A 26,789-nucleotide genomic window follows, 5' to 3' on the forward strand; every position below is an offset into this window, starting at 1 on the left:
TTGCAAATGCATCAAATTCAAGACAGTTTAGAACAGATTTGTTGGTTGATGAATTTCGTTAAACTTTGCCAGACAGCTTCATCATAAGGATATTCAAAATAAAAAATCATGGGCCCATTTGATTCTATGAGTTCTAGTGATTCATAAGAATCAGAAATAATGATATCTGCTTTGTCGATATCAAATGTAAATTCAAGAACAGTTGAATTGAAAATAGTAGAAAGCTTATTTTTTATCAAATCATAGCCGTAAGTTGTTTTGGAGTATTGAATAAATAAGTTCAATTTTGTTTGATTTCTAGCACTGCTCAAGGCCAAATAGAGAATCCTTGCAAGGTACTCAACGAGACTAGATTCCTTTTTTAATGTTGGAAAGAGATGTTTACTAAGGTTGTCGTATACATAATCTGTCAGATCTTTTTTCTGCACATCAAACAGATCCGGAGTATCTTCTTTATAAGGAAAAACTTCATCAGTTACTTGTGTAAAAGGAACGTCCGTTCCAAAAAATTGCGTGTAAAGCAAATTGAAAATAATTTGATAATAGAGTAAATCGTAATTCTTTTCAGATAAATTGATCTAAAAATAGCATAGCAAAATCTGTGAGTGGCAATTTGGATCGTTTCAATTTTGCTACGATCAGTTGTTTATCTTCAGAAGAATCGATATTAGCAATGTAAAAGCGTGCAAGAAAGCCAAAATATCTTTCTTCATCGCGAATAACACTCTCTGGGACTTGATTTTTATAAAGTAAGTCTTGAATCGTCTCTGGAAAATGAACAGGAGAAACTTCCTCGAAAAAATCTAAATAGGCTGTAAATTCTGGTTGTAAAATGACGTAAGATTTTTTATAAATTATCTGCCAGTATGTAAATGTTTGAAAATAGATCAGTCTTTTTTTCTGAGAGGGAGAAAGTTGAGTGATCTTGATCGGTGCAGGTAATTCTGAAAAGTATTTAGGTGAGCGAAAAAAGGGCCATTCCAACCCTTTGTAGATCGCCCAATAGATATAAAACATCGTGATACGAATGCTTTTTTCATCACCCACCATGTTTTTATTGATGTCACCTTCTGAAAAAACAATGGAGATATTAAAAGGCTCAAAGGACTTGTTCATTCTTTTTAAAATTTTGTATGTATGAGAAAGACTAAGATTGACTTCTTGAGCTAGCGCTTCAGCACTTGGAAAATTTTTGTGTAAGAGAGCTCGTGAAAGGCCAAATTGCTGTGAAATTTGTATGTAGTATAACCCCATTGTGTCTATGACATAACTGATACTAAGTGATCTATCTATAAAAATTTTATAAATGTTATTTTCTTTGAATAATAAAACTTTATTTTCAGGAAAAGTTTGAGATAATCCGTCGGATAATTGTTTTTCATAACGATAAGCAGCATGCAGAGAAATATGTAAGTAATCAGTAATTTTCAATGCGGTCATACCTTCTGGCTTACGTATCAATTGTTTCAATAATTCAAATTGTTGGCGCTCTGTTTTCTTCATTAAAAATGTTTGCATGTCATGCTCCTAAGGATAATTAATGGATAAGATCGATGAAATAGTATTTCAATAATCTTATTATACGGAGAGTTTTTCGAAAATCAAATAAATGGCTTTGTGTATATAATAAAATTGTAATTGTGAGGAGAAAAAAATGTTTAATATTGGAATTTTTCAATTTAACGAGAATGAACTATCTAGAAAATATGTAAATGAACTGAGAGAAAACTACAAGCTTTCTCTACTGAATGAAGAAATGATCAAACAACAAACGATGAATGAATTACACGCAATTATTGCTTTTGAAAATGATTTAAAAGATATAACAAAATTGTGTGAATTGATTTTAGTAACGAAAGAATATCAAAACTGTTACTTGTTTGTCATTTCAATGAGTTCTTCCGATACAGGAAATATGGTTTATTTACGCTTAGGATGTGATTATGTTTTCAATTTAAAAGAACAAACATCAGAAGAAATTCATTTAGTGATTCAAAATGCATTGATGCGGTCAAAAAATGGACAGGGGAATGCTTCGAAAGATGAAAAAATAACCGATGTCCCTCTATACCTGATTCATAATAATTTTAGTGTATTGGTCAATGGAGAAAAAGAAGTTTCTTTAACAAAATTGGAATATAAAGCACTAGACCTTCTTGCGAAAAAACCAAATGTAGCTTTTTCGTATGAAGAAATCTATGAAGAACTATACAAAAATGGAGAAACAGAAGAAGGAAAGGTCAAAAATTATAGAGTGGCCAACATTATTTTCCATCTAAGAAAAAAAATAGAAGAGATCACGTCAAATCCTAAATATATCAAAACAGTACGCACTAAAGGGTATATGTTGGATATACAGGAAAGGACGCAGTAAGCAAAGTGATAAAAAGGAGTTGAAAGGTTCCAATGATGAAAAAAACATACTAAGATTAGAGGGTAAAGTCATCGACGGATGATTTTACCCTCTAATCTTAGTATGTTTTTGTTTATTGAAATGAAAAGTGAAAAACGAACAAATTTTCGTATGTTTTTACTGACCGAACCTTAATAAAATGATATGATGGAAGAAATGATTCTAGATGAAGGAGGAGGAACAAATGAAAGTCTTACATGCTGCAGATTTGCATCTGGATCGATCCTTTGAAGGTTTAAGAAATATCCCTAGAGTACTCGCAGAAAGCTTACAGCAGGCAAATCAGAAGGCTGTGACAGCGATCATCGATATAGCAATCAAAAATCAAGTCGATTTAGTGATTTTTGCTGGAGATACATTTCATCAAAGTCGGACATCGATTCGGACACAGGCTTTTTTTATAGACGAAATGAAGCGGTTGGAGCAGGCACAGATTCCTGTAGTTCTGTCATTCGGCAATCATGATCATTACGTTCCTGAACGCTACTGGTTTGATTTTCCAGAGAATATGTTTCTTTTTCAGAAAGAGCAAGTAGAGACTCATTATGTAATGACGAAACATCAAGAGAAAGTTGCGATTTCTGGTTTTAGTTATGAACACTCATGGATCAATGACCCAAAATTACCTGAATTTCCTATGAAAGATATAAATGCTGATCTTCATATCGGTATCTATCATGGCGATATACAAAGCAACGGACAACAGAATTATGCTCCCTTTTCATTTAGTGAAATGAAAGCCAAAGGGTATGATTACTGGGCATTAGGCCATATCCATCAACCGCAGGTAGTCAGTGCCGATCCGTTGATCGTCTACCCTGGAACACCACAAGGACATACGAAAAAAGAGCGGAACTTACAAGGAGTTGCGATCGTTTCGATTGCTTCAGGGCATGCGACCGTCCGTTTTGAACCTGTTGCACAAGTGATTTGGCAAGTAGAACCTTATTCCTTAAAGCAGGTATCAAGTCTACAGGAGGCGTTGAGTGTTCTCACCAATCACCTTATAAGCAGTAAAAAGGAACAAGGACAGCTACTTTTGAAGGAGCTTCGATTGACAGATATAGAGCATTTAGGAGATGAATTTCAGCGTTCTTACGAAACGGGTGAATTGCTCTCTTATCTTCAAACGACAGTAATGAGCCAAACCGATCAGGAAATATTTCTATTTCAAATCACGCTCGGTGCAAGTATTGGAGAGCAAAAAACATTGATCACAGCGGCTCCAGAGCTGTTGGAGCAACTTGAAAAAACATATTTCCAAGCGGATATATTTTCAAATACCCTACAAGAACTACTTCAAAATCCAGCCTTCACATCGGTTGTTGCAATTGATAGTGAATGGCGTGAACGTAGCGTTGAACAGGCCGATCAGCGGATTAAAGAAGACTTTGTCATTCAGGAGGATCAGTCATGAAACTCATTGCAATAGAAATAGTCGGCTTTGGCAAATGGCAGCAGCAAAAAATTGAGTTTTTACCCAATAATCAGTTGCTATTTGGTGCAAATGAAGCAGGCAAGTCAACGATCTATCAATTTATTCAAGCGATGCTGTTTGGTTTTCCGCCTAAAGGCAAGCGCAAAAAGGATTATCAGCCTAAAAATGGTGCAGCATATGGGGGTCGCTTATGGCTGTCTCATCCTGTTCATGGAGAAGTACAGGTTGAACGTTTTAAAGGGCAAAATAAAGGACAGGCGAAGGTCTACTTCAATGATCAAATCGGAGACGAAGCAACCTTAAAAAACATGCTCCACCCGCTGACGAAAGAATTATTCCAATCTGTTTTTTCTATTCAGCAAGAGCAGTTAGGTCAATTGGATAAACTGACAGAAGAAGAGCTGCAGACGTCATTGCTGTCTTTAGGCTTATCAGGTAGCCAGCAACTTCTCGTTCGCCGAGAAGAATATTTTAAAGCAGCTCAAACGATCTATAAAGGAAAAGGCAGCCAACCACCATTGAATCAAAAGCTTGCACAATATCAAGAGCTGCAGCAAAAAATCAATGATAAAGAACAGCAGGAACGACCGTTTCAAGAAATAGGCATATCATTAGCCAATACAGAAAAGCAAATTTCAGAACAGTATGCACTGATCCAGCAAATAAAAAATCAGCTGTCCCTAGTGGAAAAACAGGTCATGAACTTACCACTGTATGAAGAATTACAATCGATCGATCAGCTAAGTGAAGCGCCTGTTATTAAGAAAGAAGATCAAGACAAGCTGTTGTCACTTTATCAGCAACATCGTTTTTTTAATGAAGAATTGATTCGTTTAAATCAAAGCCTAGCAGTTCAAAGTGAACATGGGGATCGGCAGGAAGAGTATCAGTTTTATCTTGAAGAAGAAGAAAATATCAAGCAGTTATTGAATCAACGTTATGCCATTGATAAACTGCTTTCTGAAATCCAGTGGATGAGTCAAAATCTGGACCAAAACCAGAAAGAAATGCAGCCGTTAGAAAAGCAATGGGGCTGGTCTAAACAAAATCCCCCTCAGTTTGCGATGGATGAACAGGAAGTCAATGAATTGCGTGAATCCATCGTTGAGAGAACAGTCAAGCTGCAGACCGCTCAAACTGATCTACACTTATTAGAAGAAGAAATTGCTACGCGGGAAGAAAATCTAAGTACGTTTGAAGCAATCAATAAAGATATGTTCCGTAAAGGCGGGCAAAATAAAGAAAAAAGCGTTAATCTTGTTTTTTGTATTCTTGCGGCAGTCATTCTGATTCTCAGTTTCTTTTTCTCTGCACCAATTAGATATATAGGTGTAGGAATTAGCATCATAGCTGTACTTATTGGCGTATCACCTCTTTTTTATCAGGCGAAAGAGCCTTATGCGAATGAAAAGCGCCAATGGCAAGAGAAGCTTTCTCAACTAGATTATTTAAATGATCAGCTTTTAAAAATCAAAGCTGATATTAAAAAAATACATGATGAAGAACGAGAAGTAGCTCGTTTTGTCGCAGAAAAAGTTCAGGAAAACTATTTAGGCCGAATGGATCAGGTAGAATTTTGGCTGAATCATCGGGGAGATATTACTAGGTACTTGATTTTGATCAATACAAATCAAGAACTGGAACAACAATTATTGGATGATCAAAAGCGTATGGCAGAGATCAGCCAACAAACGGAACGATTTACGGCAAGGCTGCCGATTTCAGGTTTACCTTTAGCAGAGCGTATCCAAATCATCAGTCAATTTGTTGATCAAATGGAAAAAATCCGCTTTGAACAAGAGTATCAAGCAGATGCATATACAAGGCAGACCATCCGTGAGGTCAAAGAAAAACAGCATCAAGTTGATGAGCAGCTTTCACCACTAGTACATCGTTTTCAAATTGATTCGATCAATGAAATACCAAATAAGTTAAAGAGTTACCAACATACAACAGCAAGCAAAAAAAGAAAACAAGAGCTGCAATCAATGTTGGCAGGGATATACAATGACACAACGATGATAGAAGAACTTCCGGCAAAAAGACAACATTTAGCTGAAAAGTTAAAAGAAGCAGAAGAGCAACTTTTGCACTCACAAAAAACAGAACAAAAATTACTTTATCAACAAAAACAAATGCTGTCAGATGGTACGTTAGACGAATTGTATCAAGAACAAGCTGCTTTGAAAGCAGAAGTTGAAGAACTAGCATTAGAATGGTCAGGCTATCAATTAGCTGGTCAATTGTTGATGGATCTGCTCACGGAATTATCAGAGAAACAATTACCGAATTTACTGAAAAAAGCTACAGAGTATTTTCAGCTTTTGACGGAGCAGTCATACCAGTCGATTCAGTTAGAAGCTGAGCAGTTGATTGTGATTCGCCAAGATCATCAACGGTTTTTGCTCCATGAATTGTCGACAGGAACAAAGGATCAGGTGATCATGGCTGTTCGCTTTGCTTTCTTATACTTACAAAAGCATCGGAATTTGTGCCCGATCATGATCGATGACGGCTGGCTGCATTATGACAGTCAACGGAAAAAACAGTTGGCGGAACTTTTTGCACTTTTTTCTGAACAGCAGCAGGTCATCTGTTTTTCTTCCGATAAAGAAATGGTAAGCTATTACCAAGAGCTAAAACAACCGATTATTGAATTAAAAGGAGTGTAAGTATGAAAAAAATTCGCGAATTAACTGTAGATGAAACATTTGAATTATTTCTGCTGATCAAAAATGCAGATGTCCGTGTGGCTAAGAATGGTAAAAAATTTATTGCGTTTACCTTCCAAGATACCTCAGGTACGATCGATGGAAAATATTGGGATGCTTCTGAGGAAGAAATCAGTCGCTATACTGCTGGTCATGTTGTTCTTTTGAACGGTAAAAGAGAGGTTTATCAAGGCAATCCTCAAGTCAAAATTATTCATATGCGCTTAGCGCGTCCGGAAGAGCCAAATGAGCCGACTTTATATATGGAAAGAGCTCCTTTAAAACGTGAAGATATGGTAGAGGAGATCAATCAGACGATCTTTGAAATTACTAATGCCCATTGGCAGCGAATCGTTCGTTATTTGTTAACACAATATCAAAAAGAATTTTTTGATTTTCCAGCTGCCAAACGAAACCATCATGCATTTGCCAATGGTTTGGCTTATCACACAGTCTCTATGCTGCGATTAGGAAAAGCGATTTGTAAGGAGTATAACGAATTGAATGCCGCTTTACTTTATTCTGGGATCATCTTACATGATCTTGGTAAAGTAAAAGAATTATCTGGTGCGATGACGACTGAATACACGATTGCCGGCAATTTGATCGGGCATTTGGTTTTGGTTGATGAAGAAATCACAAAGGCATGTATTGCACTGAAGATCGATGAAAATGATGAAGATGTGATCGTGTTACGTCATATGGTTTTAGCACATCATGGCTTATTAGAGTATGGTTCACCAGTTAGACCGCGAATCATGGAAGCGGAAGTCCTGCATCAAATCGACAATATTGATGCATCGATTCAAATGATGTTAGGATCGATTCGTCAAACAGAACCTGGGGAATATACAGATCGTATTTTTGGTTTAGATAACCGTAGTTTCTATGTACCAAAAAATATATAGATAAAGTGAGTGAGAGGAATGAATCAATCGGTACTTGAGTTGTGGACACAATTTAAGCAAGATCAAGGGATTTCGCATGATCATTACGATGTTTGGGCATTTGGCAATTCTCCTCAGATGGCAGATGAATTGTTGGCACTTGTCGTTCAAGGAAAAAAGACCGGAACGTCTTCTTTGAAGTTATTATATGAATTGGAGCCAGAAGGAGAACAAATGCCGGAAATTGGTCATTACAGCGTGTTGCTTGATGGGAACGATCAAGCACAAGCGATCATTTGTACAAGAGTCGTTGATGTGCTTCCTTTTTCACAGATCACCGAGGTTCATGGGTATCTGGAAGGAGAAGGCGAACGAAACCTGAGCTATTGGCGCAAGGTTCATAGACCCTTTTTTGAGCAGGAACTAAATGAGCGTAATTTACCGTTTTCAGAAGACTTGTTGATTGTTTATGAGCTTTTTGAAGTTGTGTATAAGAGATAAAAATGAATAGTTTACCGCTGCTCTTGGATTATAGATTAGGAAGGTAGGTATCTCATGGAAATAACGGTTTATGTTGTAAATGGGTTTAGTAAGGATCATAAAGGCGGGAACAAGGCTGGAGTAGTCTTGATGGAAAAGCCGTTGACTACTTATCAAAAAATGGCTATAGCCAAACAGCTGGGATATGCGGAAACTGCCTTTATATCCAGCTCTGATCAGGCTGATTATAAATTTGAATATTTTACACCAAAAGAAGAAGTTGATTTATGCGGGCATGCCACGATCGGTTCTTTTGCGCTATTGAAACATCTAAATAAAATTTTCAAAAATCGTTATACGATTGAGACGAATAGTGGCGTTCTTACCGTAACTATAGAGGATGATACCATATTTATGGAGCAAACCAATCCGGTATTTTATGAGACTCTATCATCTGATGAACTCGCTGAGTGTTTTGATATCGAAAAAATAGATCAGGAGTATCCAATTCAAATTGTGTCTACGGGATTAAAAGATATTTTGATTCCTATCAGAAGTGAATCAGAATTGCATGCACTACAACCAAACTTTGAAAAAATCAAGGAACTTAGTGAGTCGTACCATGTTGTTGGGATGCATCTATATGCATTCAATGATGATCGAATAATATGTAGAAATTTTGCGCCATTATACGACATCAACGAAGAAGCTGCGACAGGAACTTCAAATGGAGCCTTGGCGTGCTATCTATACAAGCAACATGGTTTACGAAAAGAAGTTTATATATTTGAACAAGGTTATTCTTTACGTTTACCTTCTGAAATACTAGTTAAGTTAAAAACGAATAGTAACAATGAAATAGAAAAGGTGTATGTTGGCGGTAAAGGGGATTACTGCGAGACAAAGGTTTTAAGTATAGAAAATGACTAATGAAAAAAGGAGCGGGATGTTTATCCGCTCCTTTTCTATTTTGATTATTTAGAAGAGTCTTCAGTTTTGCTTGATGATTCTTCTGTTTTTGAAGAATCACTTGATTTAGAATCTTTTTCTTTAGAAGAAGATTCTTTTGCTTTAGACTCTTTTGTAGAAGATTCGCTTGATTTAGAAGAATCTTCAGTTTGGATCAAACCAGCTAAAATATCTTTGAATGCGTCATCTTTGATTTTAACGTTAGCTTCAGTTAAAACATCAGAAGTCACTTTTTGCACGAATTCTTGGTCGTTTTGTTTGTTTGTTTCAGCAATTTTCTTCAACTCTTTTTTGTAAGGAGCCATGTCGTTGCCTTTTTCTTTGTTTTTCACCATTTTAACAACATAATAAGTTGATTGGTAAGTTGTTGCATCTGTCGCTTGGATCGGTTCAGATACGGTACCATCTTTTAATTTGAAGGCAGCTTCTTTTACTTGTTCTGGAACAGTTGCTGATTGTGAATCAAATTTCACTTTTCCGCCGTCTTCTTTAGTTGTTGTATCTGTTGATTTTTCTTTAGCGATTTTAGCAAAGTCGCCGCCGTCATCTAATTGTTTTTTGATATCTTTTGCTTCATCTTCAGTAGCAACTTGGATCAATTGTGCTTCTACTTCTGGGTGGAAAGTTTCCCAAGCCGCTTTTAAATCTTCATCAGTGATTTTGATGTGTGCTTTGATCCCAGCTTGATAAGCTAAGTTTTGTTTGATTAATTGTTTATAGCTTTTTTCTGTGTAGCCAGCTTGTTTTAATTGATCTTCTAAGCTTGCGCCTTGATCTTTAGCGTTTTTCTTAGCTTCATCATATTTAGCTTGTACTTCTTTGTCAGAAACGTCTTTACCATATTTTTCTTCAAAGACTTTGAAAATGATCATGTTACGAACGTCTTGTTGACTTTGTTGGCTTGTTTTCACTTGGTTGTAGAAATCGTCAACAGTGATTGTAGCACCTTTCATTGTAGCGATTTCTTTTGATCCGCTTGAGCATGCTGCTAGTGCAAAAACACTGAATAAGCCCGCTGCGGCTAAAATTAATTTTTTCTTCATTCTTCTAGCACTCCTAAGTTTATTTTATTTTTTATTATGTAGAAATTAATTCTCACGCTTATTACTATACCACACTATGTTTCAGAAAAGAAATATTGAATTAGTAGTTTCAAGAAATTTTCGAATTTAAGACACATTTTCCTCTATAAATAGGTTTATTTCGGACATTTTAGTGATTTAAATACACGAAAAGAGTGATTGTAAAAAAGTGTTGAATTATATAAATAGAAAATGAATTTAATTTAAACGATGATTAAATCAAAAAAATAGAGGATGAAAAAACATGAATCTGACGTTTTTTCATCCCCGTATAAACATGTGATCTATTTAGCTATTTCAGGTAATTCATCCTGAATTTTTTCCACTTGCTCTTGAATTTGCTCGATTCGTGGTTCTGTTTGAAATTTAAAATTCTCGATGTCTTGATTGATGCCTTCAATGAACGGCTCGATATAAATTTCTGCTGTTGCCTGTAAGGCTTGCGCAGATTCTTTAAACTGATCAAGTTTGTCAGAAAAGTCTTCTCTTAGATCTGACCATTCATCTAATTCATCGACAAATTTTTGACGGGTCGCTTTTCCGCTTCGTGGCGCAAAAAGTAAACCGCTGGCAGCACCGACGATGGCGCCAAAGAACAATCCTTTAGAAAATTTACTCATTTATGCTTCCTCCTGTTGTCTGATCTTATCAGCGATTTCCTGCATTTCTTCGGCTGTATACTTTCCTTGATTATTACCAAAGTGGATCGAAAAGTCATCTGTTTCTTCATAACGTGGAATCAAGTGGATATGGGAATGGAAAACAGATTGATAGGCTAGTTCTTTATTATTATTGATGATGTTTAATCCCTGCATTTCAGGAAAAGCTTTTTCAAGCGCACGAGCAACTAGCGGCACTCGAGCAAAAACTTCTCCAGCAAGCGTGGGCTCATACTCGAAGATATCTGTCACATGCTCTTTAGGAACAAGTAAGGTATGTCCTTTAGTTACTTGGGTAATATCTAAAAAGGCATAGACTTTGTCATCCTCATATACTTTATAGCTAGGAATTTCCTGATCGATGATCTTGCAAAAAATACACTCTGTCATGATGTCCCTTCTTTCTTTAAACTCTTTCTTTTACTTTACCACATCTTGAATTTCAATTGGGAGTAAAAGTTCATGAAACCTTCAAAAAGTTCGTGGTATAATAGATTCACGATAAAATTTAGTTGGAGGTACCTCATGAGTTTAGTAATTGAACACTTAACAGGTGGATATGGACATATCCCTGTTTTAAAAGATATTAATTTTGAAGTAAAGTCTGGTGAGATGGTAGGTCTGATCGGTTTGAATGGTGCTGGTAAAAGTACAACGATCAAAAATGTGATCGGCTTACTAACGCCGCAGAAGGGAAAAATTTCGATCGATGGCGAAACGTTGAAACAACAGCCTGAAAGCTATCGTAAAAAAATTGGTTATATTCCAGAGACCCCTTCTTTATATGAAGAATTGACTTTAAGAGAACATATTGAAGTCACTGCGATGGCCTATGATATCCCAATCGAAGAAGCGTTTGAACGGGCAGATGGATTATTGAAAACTTTCCGACTTGAGAATAAGTTAGATTGGTTTCCAGCGAACTTTTCAAAAGGAATGAAGCAAAAAGTCATGGTATTATGTGCATTTTTGATTCAGCCCAGTCTATATATCATCGACGAACCATTTTTAGGACTTGACCCATTAGCCATTCATGCGTTGTTGGAGTTGATGGATAATATGCGTAAGCAAGGAGCAGGGATTTTGATGTCCACTCATATCCTTGCGACAGCTGAACGCTATTGTGATCGTTTTGTTGTGCTGCACGATGGTGAAGTCCGAGCAGTCGGCTCAATGGAAGAGTTACGAAAAGAGTTCGATTTACCTGATTCATCTTTGGATGATATTTATATTGCATTGACAAAAGAAGAAAAGGTGGGGTAGTATGTCTGGATTTTTTGGCATCCGTTTAGCGCGCCACTTGAAAAAAATGATGAAGTATATGCGTTATGTTTTTAATGATCACTTTATCTTGGTTTGTGTATTTTTGTTAGGCGGATTAGGCTTTTATTACTCTCAGGTGCTGAAAACTTTGCCGGTAAATTTTGTTTGGGGCAGACCGATCATCTTGATTCTTTGGCTGTCATTACTACAGATTGGTAGAATTGCTACGTTGGCTGAGGAGGCAGACAAAGTTTTTATATTACCTAAAGAGCCTGAAATGAACAGTTATTTGAATCGTGCGATGCGTTATTCTTTTTGGCTGCCGTTAGTCGTTTTAGGCTTGATGAGCGGTATGTCGATGCCGTTAGTCGTGGTATCAACAGGCTGGGCGTTTTCTACCTTCATCTATTTTTTTGTTATGTTAGGAATATTGAAGGCCAGTCACTTACGATTACAAAAATATGAATTGTATCAAATCTCTTCAAGTCAACACAACCAATGGTCTATGTTATGGTTGGCTACTTGTTTATTAGCCATTGGGCTTAGTCTTTATATAATGCCTTTGGTAGGGATACTTATCGCGCTTGTTCAATTTTTAAGTTTCTATTATATATTAGGTAAAAAAGAACAACAGGTATCATTAGACTGGGAGAAAATGATCAAATTAGAAAAAAATCGGATGCATCGGATTTATCAATTCATTCATCTGTTTACTGATGTACCGGAGATCTCCAGCAGCGTCAAACGTCGGAAATTCTTAGATCCACTTTTAGCTAAAATCAAGAAGACAACTCAAAATACCTATCTCTATTTATATGCTCGTAGTTTTTTAAGAGGCTCTGAGTATAGTGGTTTATTTATCCGACTGGTTTTAGTTTGTGGTGTGATTCTATTTTTCCTTAAAGAATTTTGGATTTCTATGGGTGTTTCTGTACTATTCATCTACTTGATCGGTTTTCAGCTGATTCCGATTTATACGCAATTCGATTATATGGTGATGACGCAGTTATACCCTGTGCCAAATGAACAGAAAAAACAAGCAGTCAGTCGTCTAGTGTCACTATTACTTTTTACTGCTGCGGTACTATTTAGCTTGTTTGTATTGATCGCACTGCCAGATGTGAAAGAAGGCTTAATGATTATTGCTGCCTTGGTATTGGAAGTTGTATTATTTGCTAAGTTCTATGTTCCGTATCGTCTGAAGAAAATGGAGGCTTAACCATGCATATTTTGTGGAATGATCAAATTGTTGAACGTGATGAAGTAAAAATCGATATCGAAGACCGTGGCTATCAATATGGTGATGGACTTTATGAAGTTGTTCGAGTGTACAACGGGCATTTATTTATGTTAGAAGAGCATTTAAACCGTTTGTGGGATGGAGCAGAAAAGATTCGTATGACTTTGCCATTTACGAAGGATGAACTGGCAGCAAACTTACAAAGGCTGGTGGCTCTTGAAGGAATTCCAGAAGGAAAGCTTTATTTTCAAGTGACTCGTGGAATTGATTCACCTAGAAACCATGCTTTGCCAGACCCTAAAAAGGTCACAGGTGTGTTGACAGCGAATATTACTGCTTGTGAACGTCCAGTGAAAAAAATGCAAGAAGGAATTACGGTAGCGGTCGTTCCGGATACACGCTGGCTGCACTGTGATATCAAATCATTAAGTTTGATGGGCAATATTTTATCCCTGGATGAAGCAAGACGACAAGGCTTTGACGATGCGGTGCTTGTTCGTGATGATAAAGTCACAGAAGCGTCAGCAGCGAATTTTTGGGCGGTCAAAGATGGAACAGTTTATACTCATCCAGATGGAAATTTGATTTTACCAGGAATCACTAAAAGGAAAATTTTGGAATTGGCCCGAGAGTTGAATATCCCTGTCAAAGAAGAGGCCATTTTCGAAGAAGAACTGTTCACGGCAGATGAATGCTTTGTTTCCGGATCAGTGACAGAAATCGTTCCAGTCGTAAAAATCAATGAGCATATCGTTGGTTCTGGAAAACCAGGGAAAATCACGCAACAACTGATAAACGCCTATATTGCTAGCGTAGACCAAGTTTGTGCTGTAGCAGAATAGAGAAAGAAGCTGAAAGAACAAGAGAGATGCTTGACGTGAGGTGCTATGGAAGCTAAAATGATAAGTACTGTAAACAATGAACGATAGATATAGGGCTTTCATATGAGTGTGGATCATTTTTCTAGTCGAGACTAAGTTGGCTCATTCTGCTTTTGCTGAGAAACACAGTGAATGAAGTGAGCTGATGTAGAACAGTACAAGACTTTCGAAGAAAGTGTTGATCATTTGTATTATCTAGCTGCACAAATCAATCCTTAGGAAAATAGATAAATTGCCAGTGAAACAAAAAGCATTTCAATGTCAATTTCCTAATTTTCTACAGGATTAAGCGATTTGTTCTGCTTTTATTGTTATCCAGCTACATGAGCCAGTCTCTCGAGAAAAAGATAAAACCTGAATGAGGCAAAAAGCACCTCAGTCATGTTCTCCTATTTTCTAGTCGAGACTAAGTTGGCTCATTCTGCTTTTGCTGAGAAACACAGTGAATGAAGTGAGCTGATGTAGAACAGTACAAGACTTTCGAAGAAAGTGTTGATCATTTGTATTATCTAGCTGCACAAATCAATCCTTAGGAAAATAGATAAATTGCCAGTGAAACAAAAAGCGTTTCAATGTCAATTTCCTAATTTTCTACAGGATTAAGCGATTTGTTCCGCTTTTATTTAAATCGTGTTAAGATAGGAGATAATTTCCATGGCATTTCAGTTGGATAAGGAGTGGCGCTTGCAGCCAATAAAAGGCGCAACCGGTCAAACTTTCATGGGCATACGTGCGGCTGAACGAGTATTCATCAAACGAAATACGTCTCCTCTTTTGGCCGCTTTATCTAAAGAAGGAATCGCACCGAAGCTAGTTTGGACTAAGCGGACAGTCACAGGAGATATTTTGACTGCACAAGAATGGTTAGATGGACAAGTGCTGCGTGCACAGGAGATCGGGCAAAGAAATGATGTGGTCGATGTGCTGTATCATTTGCATCATTCGCATATGCTGAAGAAAATGTTGGAAAAGATCGGCGGGAAAGTACAGACTCCAGCAATGCTGCTTCAAGCATATGAGGAAAAACTGCCGGCAGAACTTCGAAACAATTCGTATCTCGAACGTGTTTATAGCTATTTATTGCGTACGGTTCCTACTTACTCAGTTCATAACTATATGGTCGTTCATGGGGATGTGAATCATCGAAACTGGATCGTTTCTAAAAATTACTTATACTTAGTTGATTGGGATTCTGTGATGATTGCCGATCCAGCCTTAGATTTAGGTATGCTGCTGGGGCACTATGTGCATCAAGGAAGCTGGAATAAATGGCTTCTGTCATATGGTATGCATCCAACAGAAGAAAATTTGACCAGAATCAAGTGGTATGCACTGTTCAATTTCCTTCAAGAAATCCTGCGGCATTATCAGTCAGGGGAAAAGCGGGAAATGAATGCAGAGATTTTAAAATTGAAACAAGCTTTTGGCTATTAAGAAATTGAGGTTCCAGTCGTTGCTTCATGTAAACGAGTGACTTAAAAATAACAGAGGGCGGTACAAAATCGGCAGGTTTTGTCCTACCTTCTTAAAATTTGTGATAAAGAAAGGGAAACTAAAATTATGCGCATGAGAAAAAGAGCAGGGGCTGCTGAGTTGTTAGCAAGTCATCCTGAATTAGTTGTAGAAGGGCCAGAAAAATGGCAAGGACGCTGGCAGGAACGTTTTGGCAATGATCATCCAATCCATATCGAGATCGGTTCAGGCAAGGGCCAATTTATCGTAGGAATGGCAAAAGCTCATCCAGAAATCAATTATATCGGGATCGATATGCAGTTAAGTGTGTTGTCGATTGCTTTAGATAAGGCGTTGGAAGAAGCTCTCCCTAATCTCCAATTGCTACATGTCGATGGAAGTGCACTGACTGAGTATTTTGCTGAAAATGAAATCGATCAAATTTATTTGAATTTTTCTGATCCGTGGCCAAAAACGCGTCATGAAAAGCGTCGATTAACGTTTAAAACCTTTTTAGAAACAGATGAAACGATTTTGAAACCAAACGGAGAAATCCACTTTAAAACAGATAATCGGGGATTATTTGAATATTCTCTAAGCAGCTTCTCAAAATATGGCATGATTTTAGAACAAGTTTGGCTTGATTTGCATGCAAGCAATTACGAAGGAAACATCATGACCGAGTATGAGGAAAAATTCTCTGCTAAAGGACAGCCTATTTATCGTGTAGAAGCGAGATTTCAGTCTAATCAATAAAAAACGTAAAAATAGCGTTTGACACCGGTTTCACACTGTGGTATATTTTAACCATAAAACACAGGGTGTAACTATTAAATTAGGCACGACCTAAGAAAAGTCATTTTTCTTAGGTCGTTTTTGCGTAAAAAAAGTTACGTTATTTTGTCTGTTTTTAACTCGAGTTTGTTAGAAATAAACGAAAAGGAGTGATTGGAAAAGTCAACAAAAGTACGTAGTAAAAAGTCACTTAGCCTTTTTGGAGAAGGGATTGTTAATGAAAATGCTTATCGTGAAAAAGATCAATCACAATGTTGTTTTGGTGGATGATCATGGGGTAGAAAAAATTGCTATGGGGAAGGGCATTGGTTTTTCAGCGGTCGCAAACGAGGTATTTGATGAGTCGTCAGCTGATAAAATTTTTGTTTTAGATTCGAAGGAAAAAACGAAGATGTTCAGTGAGATGGCAGCACAAATTCCATTGGAATTTATTGAGTTTTCAGAAGAAATCATTCACTTTATTCAATCAAAGATCCAAGTGCCCTTAGATTCAAATATTTATATCGCTTTAACAGATCACATTTATTTTGCGATTCAGCGAAAAAGAGAAGACAGTCAGGTGACAGCGATCATGCTGCCGGAAATGAAGCTGCTTTATCCTGAAGAATATTCAACGGCTGTTGAAGTGGTAAAGCTGATCAATCAACGCTATGAGACAGAGTTAGGCGCAAATGAAGTTGGATTTATCACGATGCATATTATCAATGCGGAATTAGGGGAGCGAAATAGTTTAAACAGCTTAAAGATTTTAGAAATGACAGCAGCTATTTTGCAGATGCTGGAAAAAGAGTATTTTGGTGTATTAGATAAAGAGTCGCTTACGTATCATCGGCTGATGATCCATATAAAATTTTTAGTAAAACGTTTGATTTATCAAGAAAAGGTGTCTGATGAAGATTATTCATTCTTTAATCCGTCTTTTCAAGAAAGTCAGCCTTATAAAGTGGCGAAATTCATTACAACTAAGATCGAAGAAACATACCAAATGACTATTCAAGAAAATGAAACAGTGTATTTAGCAGTGCATTTGGCAAGAATTAAATAAAACAATGATTAGGGTGTTACTATTCGGTAGGCGTAACCTAATGAGAGAGTATTCAGTTTTATACTGGAGTTCTTTTATTAGGGTGCGCCTTTTTTTACTGTTTAGAAAGGAAGAGGAAAAATGGGAAAAGTAATTATCAACTCAGACGATTTTGGATACAGCCGCGGGGTGAATTATGGGATCATCGATGCTTATCGTGAAGGGATTTTGACTTCAACCACGCTAATGGCGAATATGCCGGGATTTGAACAGGCAGTCCAGTTGAAAAAAGAAAATCCAGATTTAGGTGTTGGCGTTCATTTGACATTGACTTGTGGACAACCACTTTTAAAAAATGTTGATACATTGATGGATGGAAAGGGTTCTTTTAAGAAATTAGCTTATTATGAACAACCTTTTGAAATCGATTTGGATGAGCTATACCAAGAATGGAATAGTCAAATTCAAAAGGTTTATCGTTCAGGGATCGTACCTACTCATTTAGACAGTCATCATCATGCACACACTTTTGGACAAAATCAGGAAGTAGTTGTTGCTCTAGCAAAGAAATATGATTTGCCGGTTCGCGGGAATTTTGAAGAAAAAGAGCAAGTGCGTCATGTTGATTACTTTGAGCGTTTCTTTGATGATGTAGGCGTAGATGAGCCGAAGGAACGTCAAATAGACAAAGGAATCGATGAATATTTAGCGGATCTACTGGAAAAATTAAGATCGGTAAAAACAACGGAGATCATGTGTCATACAGCTTATATCGATCAAGAGTTATACCAGGGATCAGGGTTTGTTTTTCCACGAATCAATCAGGTCGAATTTTTGATTCATTCAGAGTTTGCGAAAACAGTGAAACAGGATAAGGAGATCGAACTGGTCACGTATCGGGAGATTTGCTGAGAATTATAACGAAAGTATTGACCCTTTGTATTGTCCAGCTACACAGGCTAGCCTTTCGGGGAAAAGATAAAAATAGAGTGAGGCAGAAAGCACCTCAATCGATTTTTCCTATTTTTCTGTCAGAGCTGAACAAGCCTATTCCGCTTTTATCGTTATCCAGCTGCACAAATCAATCCTTAGGAAAATAGATAAATTGCCAGTGAGACAAAAAGCGTCTCAAAGTCAATTTCCTAATTTTCTACAGGATTAGACGATTTGTTCCGCTTTTATCGTTATCCAGCTGCACAGGCTAGCTCTTCGGAAAAAAGATAAATATGGAGTGAGACAAAGAGCGTCTCAATCAATATTTCCTATTTTTCTGTCAGAGCTGAATGAGCCTGTTCCGCTTTTATCGTTATCCAGCTGCACAAATCAATCCTTAGGAAAATAGATAAATTGCCAGTGAGACAAAAAGCGTCTCAAAGTCAATTTCCTAATTTTCTACAGGATTAGACGATTTGTTCCGCTTTTAATTTAAGGAGGAGTTATCATGTCGAGTTTTAAAGCGAATATTCAAAAATTGGGAAGAGCAATGTTGCTTCCTGTTGCTGCAATGCCGTTGGCGGGTTTGATCATGCGTTTATCTGCGGATGATATGCTGAATATTCCGGTGATCGGTGCTGCCGGGAATGCTGTTTTTGGGAATTTAGATATTCTGTTTGCGATTGGTGTAACGATCGGTTTTGCTAAGACGAAGGATAAAGGGATTCCAGCTTTGACTGGGTTTCTAGCAATTGCAACGTTGAAAAAAGGGTTGGAGATCATGAATCCGGCTGTAAGTATGGGGATTTTTGGCGGGATCATTTCTGGGTTGGTTGCTGCTTGGACCTATAATCGTTTCAAAAATCAAAAATTACCAATGGTATTTTCTTATTTTGCAGGCGAAAAATTTCCTCTGACGATGGTCATGATTTTACAAACGATCACAGCAGTTGTTTTTGGGGTTATTTGGCCGATCATCCAAACGGGGATCGATAGTTTCGCAAAATTATTAGTAGATATGGGTGCATTTGGAGTCGGTATTTTTATGTTCTTGAATCGATTGTTGATTCCATTTGGGCTGCATCATGTCTTGAATACCTATGTTTACTATGATCTAGGAAGCTATACTTCGCCAAGCGGAGAAGTTTTCCGTGGTGAGATGACTCGCTTTATCAATGGAGATCCACAAGCAGGATTATTCTTATCTGGATTTTTCGTGGTAATGATGTTTGGTATACCAGCGATTTGTTTAGCGATTTATCGTGCAGCGTTCAAAGAAAATAAAGAAATGGTCAAAGGGATCATGGGGAGTGGTGCGGCAACGTCATTTATCGCAAATATCACAGAACCTGTTGAATTTAGCTTTATGTTCATTTCGCCAATGCTTTATGTCGTTCATGCATTCTTCGCAGGTTTGGCAGGATTTGTCTGCTATCTATTCAATATTCGAATCGGGTTTACCTTCGGTGCTTGTATCGTAGATTATCTAATCAACTTTAGGATCGCAACGAATGCTATCTTGATTCTGCCGATCGGCTTAGTGTTCTTTGCTCTTTATTATTTCACATTCTATTATCTGATCAAAAAACGTAATATTCCAACTTTAGGAAGAGAAGTAGCAACAGAATTTGGAACAGAAACAATAGAAGAAGAGGAAAAAGAATTAACATTAGCAAGTAAAAACTATGAATATATGGCGAAAAAATTATTGGATGCTTTCGGCGGTGCAAAAAATATTGCGGACGCTTATAGCTGTAATACACGATTGAGAGTAGAGGTTTTGGACAGTTCTGTAGTGAATGAGCAACGAATCAAACAGTTAGGTGTTAGCGGAATCATCAAACCGACAGAGAAAAATTATCAAGTGATCGTTGGTTTGGAAGTAACGTATATCATGGCTGAATTTGATAAATTATTAGAAAATCAAGGATAGGTGAAAAAAATGACAAAAAAACAAATCATTACAATCGCAGGCGGCGGAAGCACATATACGCCAGGAATCATTCAAGCTGTTTTAAATAATGCGGATCGTTTACCAGTTGCGGAAATTCGTTTATACGATATCGATAAAAAAAGAAATGATGATATGTATCTAATCATTGATTTTATGCTGAAAAAAGATGGCTACGATGAGGTGAAACTATCATCAACAGAAGATCCTAAAACAGCATTTACGGGCTGTGATTTCATTTTCTCACAAATTCGTGTAGGCGGAATGAAAATGCGGGAGCAAGATGAAAAGATCGCTTTGAAGTATGATTTAGTTGGTCAAGAAACCTGTGGCTTAGGTGGCTTTGCTTATGGGATGCGTTCAATGGGCGGTTTGCTTGAAATCGTTGGGTATGTTCAAGAATTTGCTCCAGATGCTTGGATTTTGAATTATACGAATCCTGAATCGATCGTTTCAGAAGCCGTTCGCCGGACGTATCCGACAGCGAAAATGATCAATGCATGCGATATGACGATCTCAATTGAAGAAACGATCGCTATCAACTATGGCTATGATCGAAAGAACTGGATCCCTAGCTACTATGGGTTGAATCATTTTGGCTGGTATACTTCTATCTATGATAAATCTCTAGGTCGCGATGTGATGCCTGAAATCATCGAAAAACTGACGACTCAGGAAATGGCAGTAGCTGATTTCAACGCTGGAGATAAGACTTGGCAAGAGGCATTCAGTATGATGTCTGTGATCACTAAGAATTTCCCAACACACATTCCAAATAACTATTTAGAATATTACTTATATCCAGATATGGTCGTTGAGCATGCGGATAAGAATTATACACGAGCAAATATGGTCATGGATGGGCGAGAAAGAAATACACGGGAAATGGCGCAAAAAATTCGTGATGGTTTGACAGAAGACGTCTTAAATTTCAATTTTGGCGAGCACGGTCAATACATCGTTGATATGGCAACTTCATTGTTGAATGACGAACGTCGTCGTTTCATGCTGATCGTACCAAATCAAGGGGCGATCCCGAATCTTAGAGCAGATGCAGTAGTAGAAGTACCAGCTTATGTGGGTGCTACAGGTGTTGAACCGATTTCCTTGAGACAACCGATCAATGATTTCCATAAAGGCTTGATGGAAGCACAAGTTGCCGCAGAAAAATTATTAGTGGATGCATACTTTGAAGGATCTTATCAAAAAGCACTACAAGCCTTCACGTTAAATCAAACAGTACCAAATGCCAGAGTTGCGAAATTAGTCTTAGACGATATGATCGAGGCAAATAAAGAGTACTGGCCAACATTGGCATAAAGGTTAGGTGAAAAATGAGATTCTTTAAAAAGAAAAAGTCATTAAAAGCTGTAGCAGAAGGCCGATTGATCCCTTTAGAAGACGTGGATGACGCTGTTTTTTCCAAGAAAATGATGGGACCTGGCTTTGCGATCACCGAACATACAGGGCAAGTGTATGCACCAGTCTCTGGAAAAATCTTAAACATTTTTCCAACACTTCATGCGATCACGTTAGAAAGTCGATCGGGAGAAACGATCTTGATCCATATGGGATTAGATACAGTAGATCTAAAAGGAGCCCCTTTTTCATTACTTGTAGCAGAAAATGAAACAATTAGCTGTGGGCAAAAGCTAGCGGAAATGAATCTTGCACTGCTGAAGAACGAAGCAAAAGATCCGGTGATAATCGTTGTATTACCAGAGACTGACAAAGGGGAGTTCATCAAAGGAAAAGAGCATGTTTCTATCGAAGATGATGTGTTTAAACTTTGAGCAAATAAAATTCAGTAGAGAAAACAGCGGAACGCTCTGCTGTTTTCTCTCTTTGTAATTAGAAGGAGATATCGATGTATTTACTTTATTTTTTACCTGCGCTTGGCTGGGGCTTGATGCCAGTGATCGCTTCTTTAACAAAGGCCAAACCGATCAATCAGTTGATAGGAACTACGATGGTTGCTTTACTGTGCGGAATCGCTGTCTTATTTTGTTTGAAGCCGCAGTTGACTGTCTCGCTGTTTATTGTCACCTTTTTGTCAGGTTGTCTGTGGGCGATAGGACAGTATTTACAGTTTCACTCATTTCAGTTGATGCCCGTTTCTGAGGCAATGCCGATTTCTAACGGGACCCAATTGATAGGAACAACGTTAGTTGCGGTATTCTTTTTTCGAGAGTGGCAAGGTATCCAAGCGTTTATCATTGGAGGGACAGGTATTTTGTTGGTCATTTTTGGAATCGTTTGTACGTCATTTTCTAAAGAGCAGGAGCAACAGAAGCTTACAGCAGATTTTAAGCAGGGACTTCTTTTTTTACTGTTTTCTTCAAGTGCCTTAGTATTATATGTGACATTGCCGCAATTTTTTTCGATCTCTGGAACAGCTGTTATTTTTCCTCAATCAGTAGGGATGTTCATGAGTTCATTATTACTTGCTTGGGCTGAAAAATCAAAAGTCGATCCTGTAGCAATCATGAAAAATTGGACGACGGGTTTGGCATGGAGTGTTGCTAATCTAAGCTTATTTTTAATTATTCCATTGATCGGTGTTGCGAAAAGCTTTACCTTTTCACAGCTAGCAGTACTAGTTTCAATTTTTGGTGGACTTTGCTTTTTAAGAGTTCAAAAAACAAAGAAAGAATTAAGGCAAATTATTTTAGGAGCCTTTTTGATCACAGCGGGAATTTTACTCGTTGGACTAATCAAGCAATAAGAAGAGAGAAAATGGGATAAAAGTGTTTATTCCCGAAGCTTCCACCGTTTATTGGTTTTAAAGAGGACTAGGTCGTAACTCGTAGAGTTATGTCCCGGTTCCTCTTTTTTTGTAGGTACCTACATATTTTTGTTGACATTTAAAACAGGTACCTTTATAATTCTTTTTTGTAAGGTGCCTGTTTTAAATTTGTATAATCGATTAAATGAATAAAAGCATAGGAGATGATGAGATGATTGCTTGTTTATTTTTATTTTATGATTTTTGTAAGACACATCGATTGAGAATCGAAAGAGATATGCCTGTATATGCATAAATAATAAGTAATAGATGAAAGAAGGGAAATACATGAAAAAAATAATCAAACGTCTTCCAAAGGCGACAACAGCAATTGCAGTTTTATTTTTATTAGTACAAACATTTAGTGATTTGTATTTACCCACGTTGACAGCTCAATTGATCAATCAAGGAGTTGTTCCAAATGATCAAACGATTATTTGGCAAAAAGGATTTTTAATGTTAGGGTTTGCGATTATTAGTTTTGGTGGAGCATTGATCAACATTTATTTTGCGGCTAAGGTATCGTATGGCTTAGGCGGTGAATTAAGAGAAGCATTGTTCAAAAAAGTTACTTCATTTTCGCAAAAAGAAATGGACCGATTTGGCTCCTCTTCATTGATCACCAGAAATACAAACGATGTGACTCAAGTACAAAATCTAGTTGAAATGGGCTTGAAATTTTTGATTTTAGCACCTCTTTATCTAGTCGGCGGGATCTATTTTGCCTATCGGTTAAGTCCATCATTAACAATGGCATTTGTTTCTGTAACACCGATTATTTTGATCGTCTGCTTGTTGATTTTCCGTTATACCAATCCTTTATTTGATAAAATGCAGCGAAAGATCGATCAGCTGAACCTAATTTTTAAAGAAGGATTGACAGGGATAAAAGTGATCCATGCGTTCAATAAAGAACAGGAAGAGTATCAACGTTATCAAAAAGAAAATGAATCGTATACCAAATTAGCGATTCGCTCAAATACAGCCTTTAGTTTCTTGATGCCGTTTATTACGTTGATGATGAGCTTAGCAACGATCGCAATCACTTGGTTAGGTGCAGGACTGATCGATACAGGGCAGATGGAGATTGGAACGATGATGGGTGTTGTGTCTTATGCAGCACAAATTTTAATGGGTGTCGCTATTTTAACAATGGTTCTTTCTTCGATTCCGCGTGGACAAATTTCTGCGAAACGAATCAATAATGTGTTGGAGACAGAAAATGTGATTCAAGATGGTTCAAATGTTTTTGCTGAGCATGAATCTAAAACCAATAGTTTGATCCTAGACCAAGTTTCGTTCAGCTATGATGGTGCGGAGGAAGACGCCTTAGAAAGAATCTCTCTTTCTGTTCGATCAGGAGAAACCTTGGCAATTATCGGAAGTACAGGTTCAGGGAAAACGACGTTAGTCAATTTACTAGACCGCTTGTATGATCCACGTAAAGGGTCGATTTGTTTTAATGAACAGGAAATCAGTCAGATATCTCAAAGCAATTGGCATGAACAAGTTAGTTTAGTACCTCAAGTAAATCAGTTATTTTTTGGAACGATCCGTGAAAATTTATTGGTTGGAAATCAACGGGCGACAGATGATGAGCTTTGGGATGCTCTAGCATTAGCACAGGCCGCAGATTTCGTCCAGGCACAAGGTGGTTTAGATGGCGCAGTAGAAAAAAATGGCGGCAATTTTTCCGGCGGTCAAAAACAACGACTCTGTTTGGCGAGAGCATTTGTAAAAAATGCTGCGATCTATCTTTTTGATGATTCATTTTCGGCACTTGATTTCAAAACAGATGCAACGATCCAAAAAAAGATGAAGGCTCATTTAAATCAAGCAATCAAAATTATTGTGGCACAAAGAATCACCACTGTGAAAAATGCTACAAAAATTCTTGTATTGAATGAAGGTCAAATGGTTGGTTGGGGAACACACGAGGAATTGGCCGAAACAAACGCGGTCTATCAAGAAATCATTCTTTCACAAGAAGACAAGGAGGCAGCCTGATGAGTAAAGGAACACCGATGAATAGAGGCGTCAAAGCGACACCAAAAGATTTAAGCGGAACACTTAAACGATTGATGAGCTACATGAAAGAAAGTCTTTGGCTGATCGTGTTAGTCGCAGTCATTGCAATCATAGGTACACTGCTTCAAGTGCTAAGTCCTAAATTATTAGGATCAGCAACGACATTGATTTTTGCAGGAGTCAAAGCAAAAACAGGAATTGATTTCACAAAGCTGGCCATGATATTGGGGATCGTCGGAGCAATGTATGTTGGTAAAGCAATCGCGGACTTTGTACAACAGTGGTTGATGACAGTTGTTTCACAAAATACAACCAAAACCTTACGAAACGAGTTAAAGGCAAAGATCAATGAATTACCAAGTGATTACTTTGACAAGCATTCAAATGGAAACCTGATGTCGATCGCGATCAATGATATGGACAATATCGCAACGATGCTGCAGCAAAGTTTGACTCAATTACTTTCTAGCGTGATTTTAGTCATCGGTGTGATCTGGTTGATGCTGACGATCAGTTGGAAATTGACTTTGGTCGCTGCATTGATTTTACCCTGCAGTTTTTTGATAACGAAACTGTTTACACCAAAAGCACAGGGAAATTTCAAGAAATATTTACACGTGCAAGGCAGCTTAAATGGTCAGATCGAAGAGGCTTTCAATGGTCATACGGTAATCAAAAGCTTTAATTATGAAGAAAAATCTGAGCAGCAATTTGAAGCGTTCAATAAAGAAATGTATGAAGCTGGTTGGAAATCAAAATTTTTCGGCGGTTCAATGATGCCGGCGATGATTTTATTGAAAAATCTAGTTTATGTCGTGATTTGTACTGTCGGTGCTGTTGAAGTGGCTGCAGGCGCGATCTTGATCGGAAATTTACAGGCATTCCTTCAATATTCTACACAATTTTCTCAACCAATTAGTCAATTCTCTCAAATATGGAGCGGGATTTTATCGATTGTTGCTTCTGCGGAACGGGTCTTTGAAGTATTGGATGAAGAAGAAAGAAAACATTATGAACAGACATTTCCTAATCAGTTGGATGACTCGGCTAAAGTTCGTTTCGATCATGTTCAATTTGGCTACGGAGAAGAATTATTGATGAAGGACTTTTCTTTAGCGGTTGCACCCAAAGAAACGATTGCGATTGTCGGACACACAGGTGCAGGTAAGACAACCTTAGTTCATTTATTACAACGGTTTTATGAAATTTCTGGCGGTAGTATTAAAATCGATGGAATCGATAGCCGAAACTTTACACATGAACAGCTACATCAAAAGATCGGTATGGTCTTACAGGATACTTGGCTTTTTTCAGGAACGATTTACGACAATATCAAGTACGGCAATCCTGATGCAACGAAAGAGCAGGTCTATGCTGCAGCTAAAGCGGCTTTTGTGGATGAGTTTGTTCGAAAATTACCGGAAGGTTATGAAACGGTTTTGAATGAAGAAACAAATAATATCTCACAAGGACAAAGACAGCTGATTACGATCGCCCGAGCCTTTTTAGCGAATCCGGAAATCTTGATTTTAGACGAAGCAACATCGAATGTCGATACCAGGACAGAGATGCTGATCCAAAAAGCAATGAAACAATTGTTGGTTGGTCGTACAAGTTTTGTTGTAGCTCATCGTTTGTCTACGATTTATGATGCCGATAAAATCATCGTGATGGACCAAGGAGATGTTGTAGAATCAGGGAATCATCAAGAATTATTAGAAGCTGAAGGTGTTTATTCGGATATCTATAATAGTCAATTCTTAAGTGATGTTGCCTGAGTGCAGTGACAACAGGAGGA

Annotated in this window: 24 protein-coding genes; 19 read left to right on the forward strand and 5 right to left on the reverse strand. The window is 37.5% G+C overall.

Going from position 1 to position 26,789, the window contains the following annotated elements; all coding sequences use genetic code 11:
- Positions 1 to 17 precede the first annotated feature (17 nt).
- Together IGI58_RS09455 and IGI58_RS09460 are read right to left on the reverse strand one after the other, a co-directional pair.
- A complete protein-coding gene (locus tag IGI58_RS09455) occupies positions 18 to 428 on the reverse strand; it encodes a hypothetical protein (RefSeq protein WP_429953632.1) in 411 nt (136 codons plus the stop codon).
- A gap of 136 nt (positions 429 to 564) precedes the next feature.
- On the reverse strand, positions 565 to 1,518 hold the full coding sequence (locus IGI58_RS09460) for a helix-turn-helix domain-containing protein (protein WP_429953631.1): 954 nt from the start codon (positions 1,516 to 1,518) through the stop codon (positions 565 to 567).
- Positions 1,519 to 1,654: 136 nt separating this feature from the next.
- On the opposite strand from IGI58_RS09460, the gene IGI58_RS09465 reads away from it, so the two are divergent.
- The 6 genes from IGI58_RS09465 to IGI58_RS09490 all read left to right on the forward strand — a co-directional run bounded on the left by IGI58_RS09465 (position 1,655) and on the right by IGI58_RS09490 (position 8,859).
- Entirely contained in the window at positions 1,655 to 2,374 is a 720-nt protein-coding gene (locus IGI58_RS09465; RefSeq protein ID WP_429953630.1) for a winged helix-turn-helix domain-containing protein, read from the forward strand.
- A 223-nt stretch (positions 2,375 to 2,597) separates the two neighbouring features.
- Entirely contained in the window at positions 2,598 to 3,830 is a 1,233-nt protein-coding gene (locus IGI58_RS09470) for a metallophosphoesterase family protein (protein ID WP_429953629.1), read from the forward strand.
- Positions 3,827 to 6,523, forward strand: a complete 2,697-nt coding sequence (locus tag IGI58_RS09475; protein ID WP_429953628.1) for an AAA family ATPase — start codon at positions 3,827 to 3,829, stop codon at positions 6,521 to 6,523. Before IGI58_RS09470 ends, IGI58_RS09475 begins: the two co-directional genes overlap by 4 nt.
- Before the next feature lie 2 nt (positions 6,524 to 6,525).
- Complete coding sequence (locus tag IGI58_RS09480; protein WP_087640643.1) at positions 6,526 to 7,470, forward strand: 3'-5' exoribonuclease YhaM family protein; 945 nt, start codon at positions 6,526 to 6,528, stop codon at positions 7,468 to 7,470.
- Positions 7,471 to 7,488: 18 nt separating this feature from the next.
- Positions 7,489 to 7,950, forward strand: coding sequence for an ASCH domain-containing protein (locus IGI58_RS09485; protein WP_429953627.1), 462 nt, complete (start codon positions 7,489 to 7,491; stop codon positions 7,948 to 7,950).
- A gap of 54 nt (positions 7,951 to 8,004) precedes the next feature.
- A complete protein-coding gene (locus IGI58_RS09490) occupies positions 8,005 to 8,859 on the forward strand; it encodes a PhzF family phenazine biosynthesis protein (RefSeq protein ID WP_429953626.1) in 855 nt (284 codons plus the stop codon).
- A 44-nt stretch (positions 8,860 to 8,903) separates the two neighbouring features.
- Here IGI58_RS09490 and IGI58_RS09495 read toward each other — a convergent pair whose 3' ends face one another.
- From IGI58_RS09495 to IGI58_RS09505, 3 genes are all read right to left on the reverse strand, one after another.
- Positions 8,904 to 9,941: a peptidylprolyl isomerase gene (locus tag IGI58_RS09495; RefSeq protein WP_087640646.1), complete on the reverse strand. Its 1,038-nt coding sequence runs from the start codon at positions 9,939 to 9,941 to the stop codon at positions 8,904 to 8,906.
- A gap of 323 nt (positions 9,942 to 10,264) precedes the next feature.
- On the reverse strand, positions 10,265 to 10,600 hold the full coding sequence (locus IGI58_RS09500) for a YtxH domain-containing protein (protein WP_087640647.1): 336 nt from the start codon (positions 10,598 to 10,600) through the stop codon (positions 10,265 to 10,267).
- Positions 10,601 to 11,029: an HIT family protein gene (locus IGI58_RS09505; protein ID WP_429953625.1), complete on the reverse strand. Its 429-nt coding sequence runs from the start codon at positions 11,027 to 11,029 to the stop codon at positions 10,601 to 10,603.
- Positions 11,030 to 11,164: 135 nt separating this feature from the next.
- Here IGI58_RS09505 and IGI58_RS09510 point away from each other — a divergent pair, with 135 nt between their 5' ends.
- The 13 genes from IGI58_RS09510 to IGI58_RS09570 all read left to right on the forward strand — a co-directional run bounded on the left by IGI58_RS09510 (position 11,165) and on the right by IGI58_RS09570 (position 26,769).
- On the forward strand, positions 11,165 to 11,902 hold the full coding sequence (locus IGI58_RS09510; protein WP_429953623.1) for an ABC transporter ATP-binding protein: 738 nt from the start codon (positions 11,165 to 11,167) through the stop codon (positions 11,900 to 11,902).
- A gap of 1 nt (position 11,903) precedes the next feature.
- Positions 11,904 to 13,121, forward strand: a complete 1,218-nt coding sequence (locus IGI58_RS09515; protein WP_429953622.1) for an ABC transporter permease — start codon at positions 11,904 to 11,906, stop codon at positions 13,119 to 13,121.
- A 2-nt stretch (positions 13,122 to 13,123) separates the two neighbouring features.
- Entirely contained in the window at positions 13,124 to 13,984 is an 861-nt protein-coding gene (gene dat / locus IGI58_RS09520) for a D-amino-acid transaminase (protein ID WP_429953621.1), read from the forward strand.
- A 693-nt stretch (positions 13,985 to 14,677) separates the two neighbouring features.
- On the forward strand, positions 14,678 to 15,457 hold the full coding sequence (locus IGI58_RS09525) for a phosphotransferase family protein (protein WP_429953620.1): 780 nt from the start codon (positions 14,678 to 14,680) through the stop codon (positions 15,455 to 15,457).
- Between the two features lie 126 nt (positions 15,458 to 15,583).
- The gene (gene trmB, locus IGI58_RS09530; RefSeq protein ID WP_087640653.1) at positions 15,584 to 16,231 is read left to right on the forward strand and encodes a tRNA (guanosine(46)-N7)-methyltransferase TrmB; all 648 of its coding nucleotides are present in this window, start codon (positions 15,584 to 15,586) and stop codon (positions 16,229 to 16,231) included.
- Between the two features lie 262 nt (positions 16,232 to 16,493).
- The gene (locus IGI58_RS09535) at positions 16,494 to 17,315 is read left to right on the forward strand and encodes a PRD domain-containing protein (protein WP_429955328.1); all 822 of its coding nucleotides are present in this window, start codon (positions 16,494 to 16,496) and stop codon (positions 17,313 to 17,315) included.
- Positions 17,316 to 17,435: 120 nt separating this feature from the next.
- Positions 17,436 to 18,206, forward strand: coding sequence for a chitin disaccharide deacetylase (gene chbG, locus IGI58_RS09540; protein WP_087640654.1), 771 nt, complete (start codon positions 17,436 to 17,438; stop codon positions 18,204 to 18,206).
- A gap of 529 nt (positions 18,207 to 18,735) precedes the next feature.
- A complete protein-coding gene (locus tag IGI58_RS09545; RefSeq protein ID WP_087640655.1) occupies positions 18,736 to 20,160 on the forward strand; it encodes a PTS transporter subunit EIIC in 1,425 nt (474 codons plus the stop codon).
- A gap of 9 nt (positions 20,161 to 20,169) precedes the next feature.
- Positions 20,170 to 21,498 carry a maltose-6'-phosphate glucosidase gene (locus IGI58_RS09550; RefSeq protein ID WP_429953619.1) on the forward strand — a complete coding sequence of 443 codons (1,329 nt, stop codon included), beginning with the start codon at positions 20,170 to 20,172 and terminating at the stop codon, positions 21,496 to 21,498.
- A gap of 14 nt (positions 21,499 to 21,512) precedes the next feature.
- A complete protein-coding gene (locus IGI58_RS09555) occupies positions 21,513 to 21,971 on the forward strand; it encodes a PTS sugar transporter subunit IIA (protein ID WP_429953618.1) in 459 nt (152 codons plus the stop codon).
- Between the two features lie 74 nt (positions 21,972 to 22,045).
- Positions 22,046 to 22,903 (forward strand): GRP family sugar transporter, encoded by an 858-nt coding sequence (locus IGI58_RS09560; RefSeq protein ID WP_429953617.1) that lies wholly within the window; start codon positions 22,046 to 22,048, stop codon positions 22,901 to 22,903.
- Positions 22,904 to 23,251: 348 nt separating this feature from the next.
- Positions 23,252 to 24,970, forward strand: a complete 1,719-nt coding sequence (locus IGI58_RS09565; protein WP_429953616.1) for an ABC transporter ATP-binding protein — start codon at positions 23,252 to 23,254, stop codon at positions 24,968 to 24,970.
- Positions 24,970 to 26,769 carry an ABC transporter ATP-binding protein gene (locus IGI58_RS09570; RefSeq protein ID WP_429953615.1) on the forward strand — a complete coding sequence of 600 codons (1,800 nt, stop codon included), beginning with the start codon at positions 24,970 to 24,972 and terminating at the stop codon, positions 26,767 to 26,769. The genes IGI58_RS09565 and IGI58_RS09570 overlap by 1 nt, the downstream gene beginning before the upstream one ends.
- The last annotated feature ends 20 nt before the right edge of the window (positions 26,770 to 26,789 follow it).

This window comes from Enterococcus sp. AZ020 (genome assembly GCF_050499205.1).
Lineage (GTDB): Bacteria > Bacillota > Bacilli > Lactobacillales > Enterococcaceae > Enterococcus_L > Enterococcus_L dunnyi.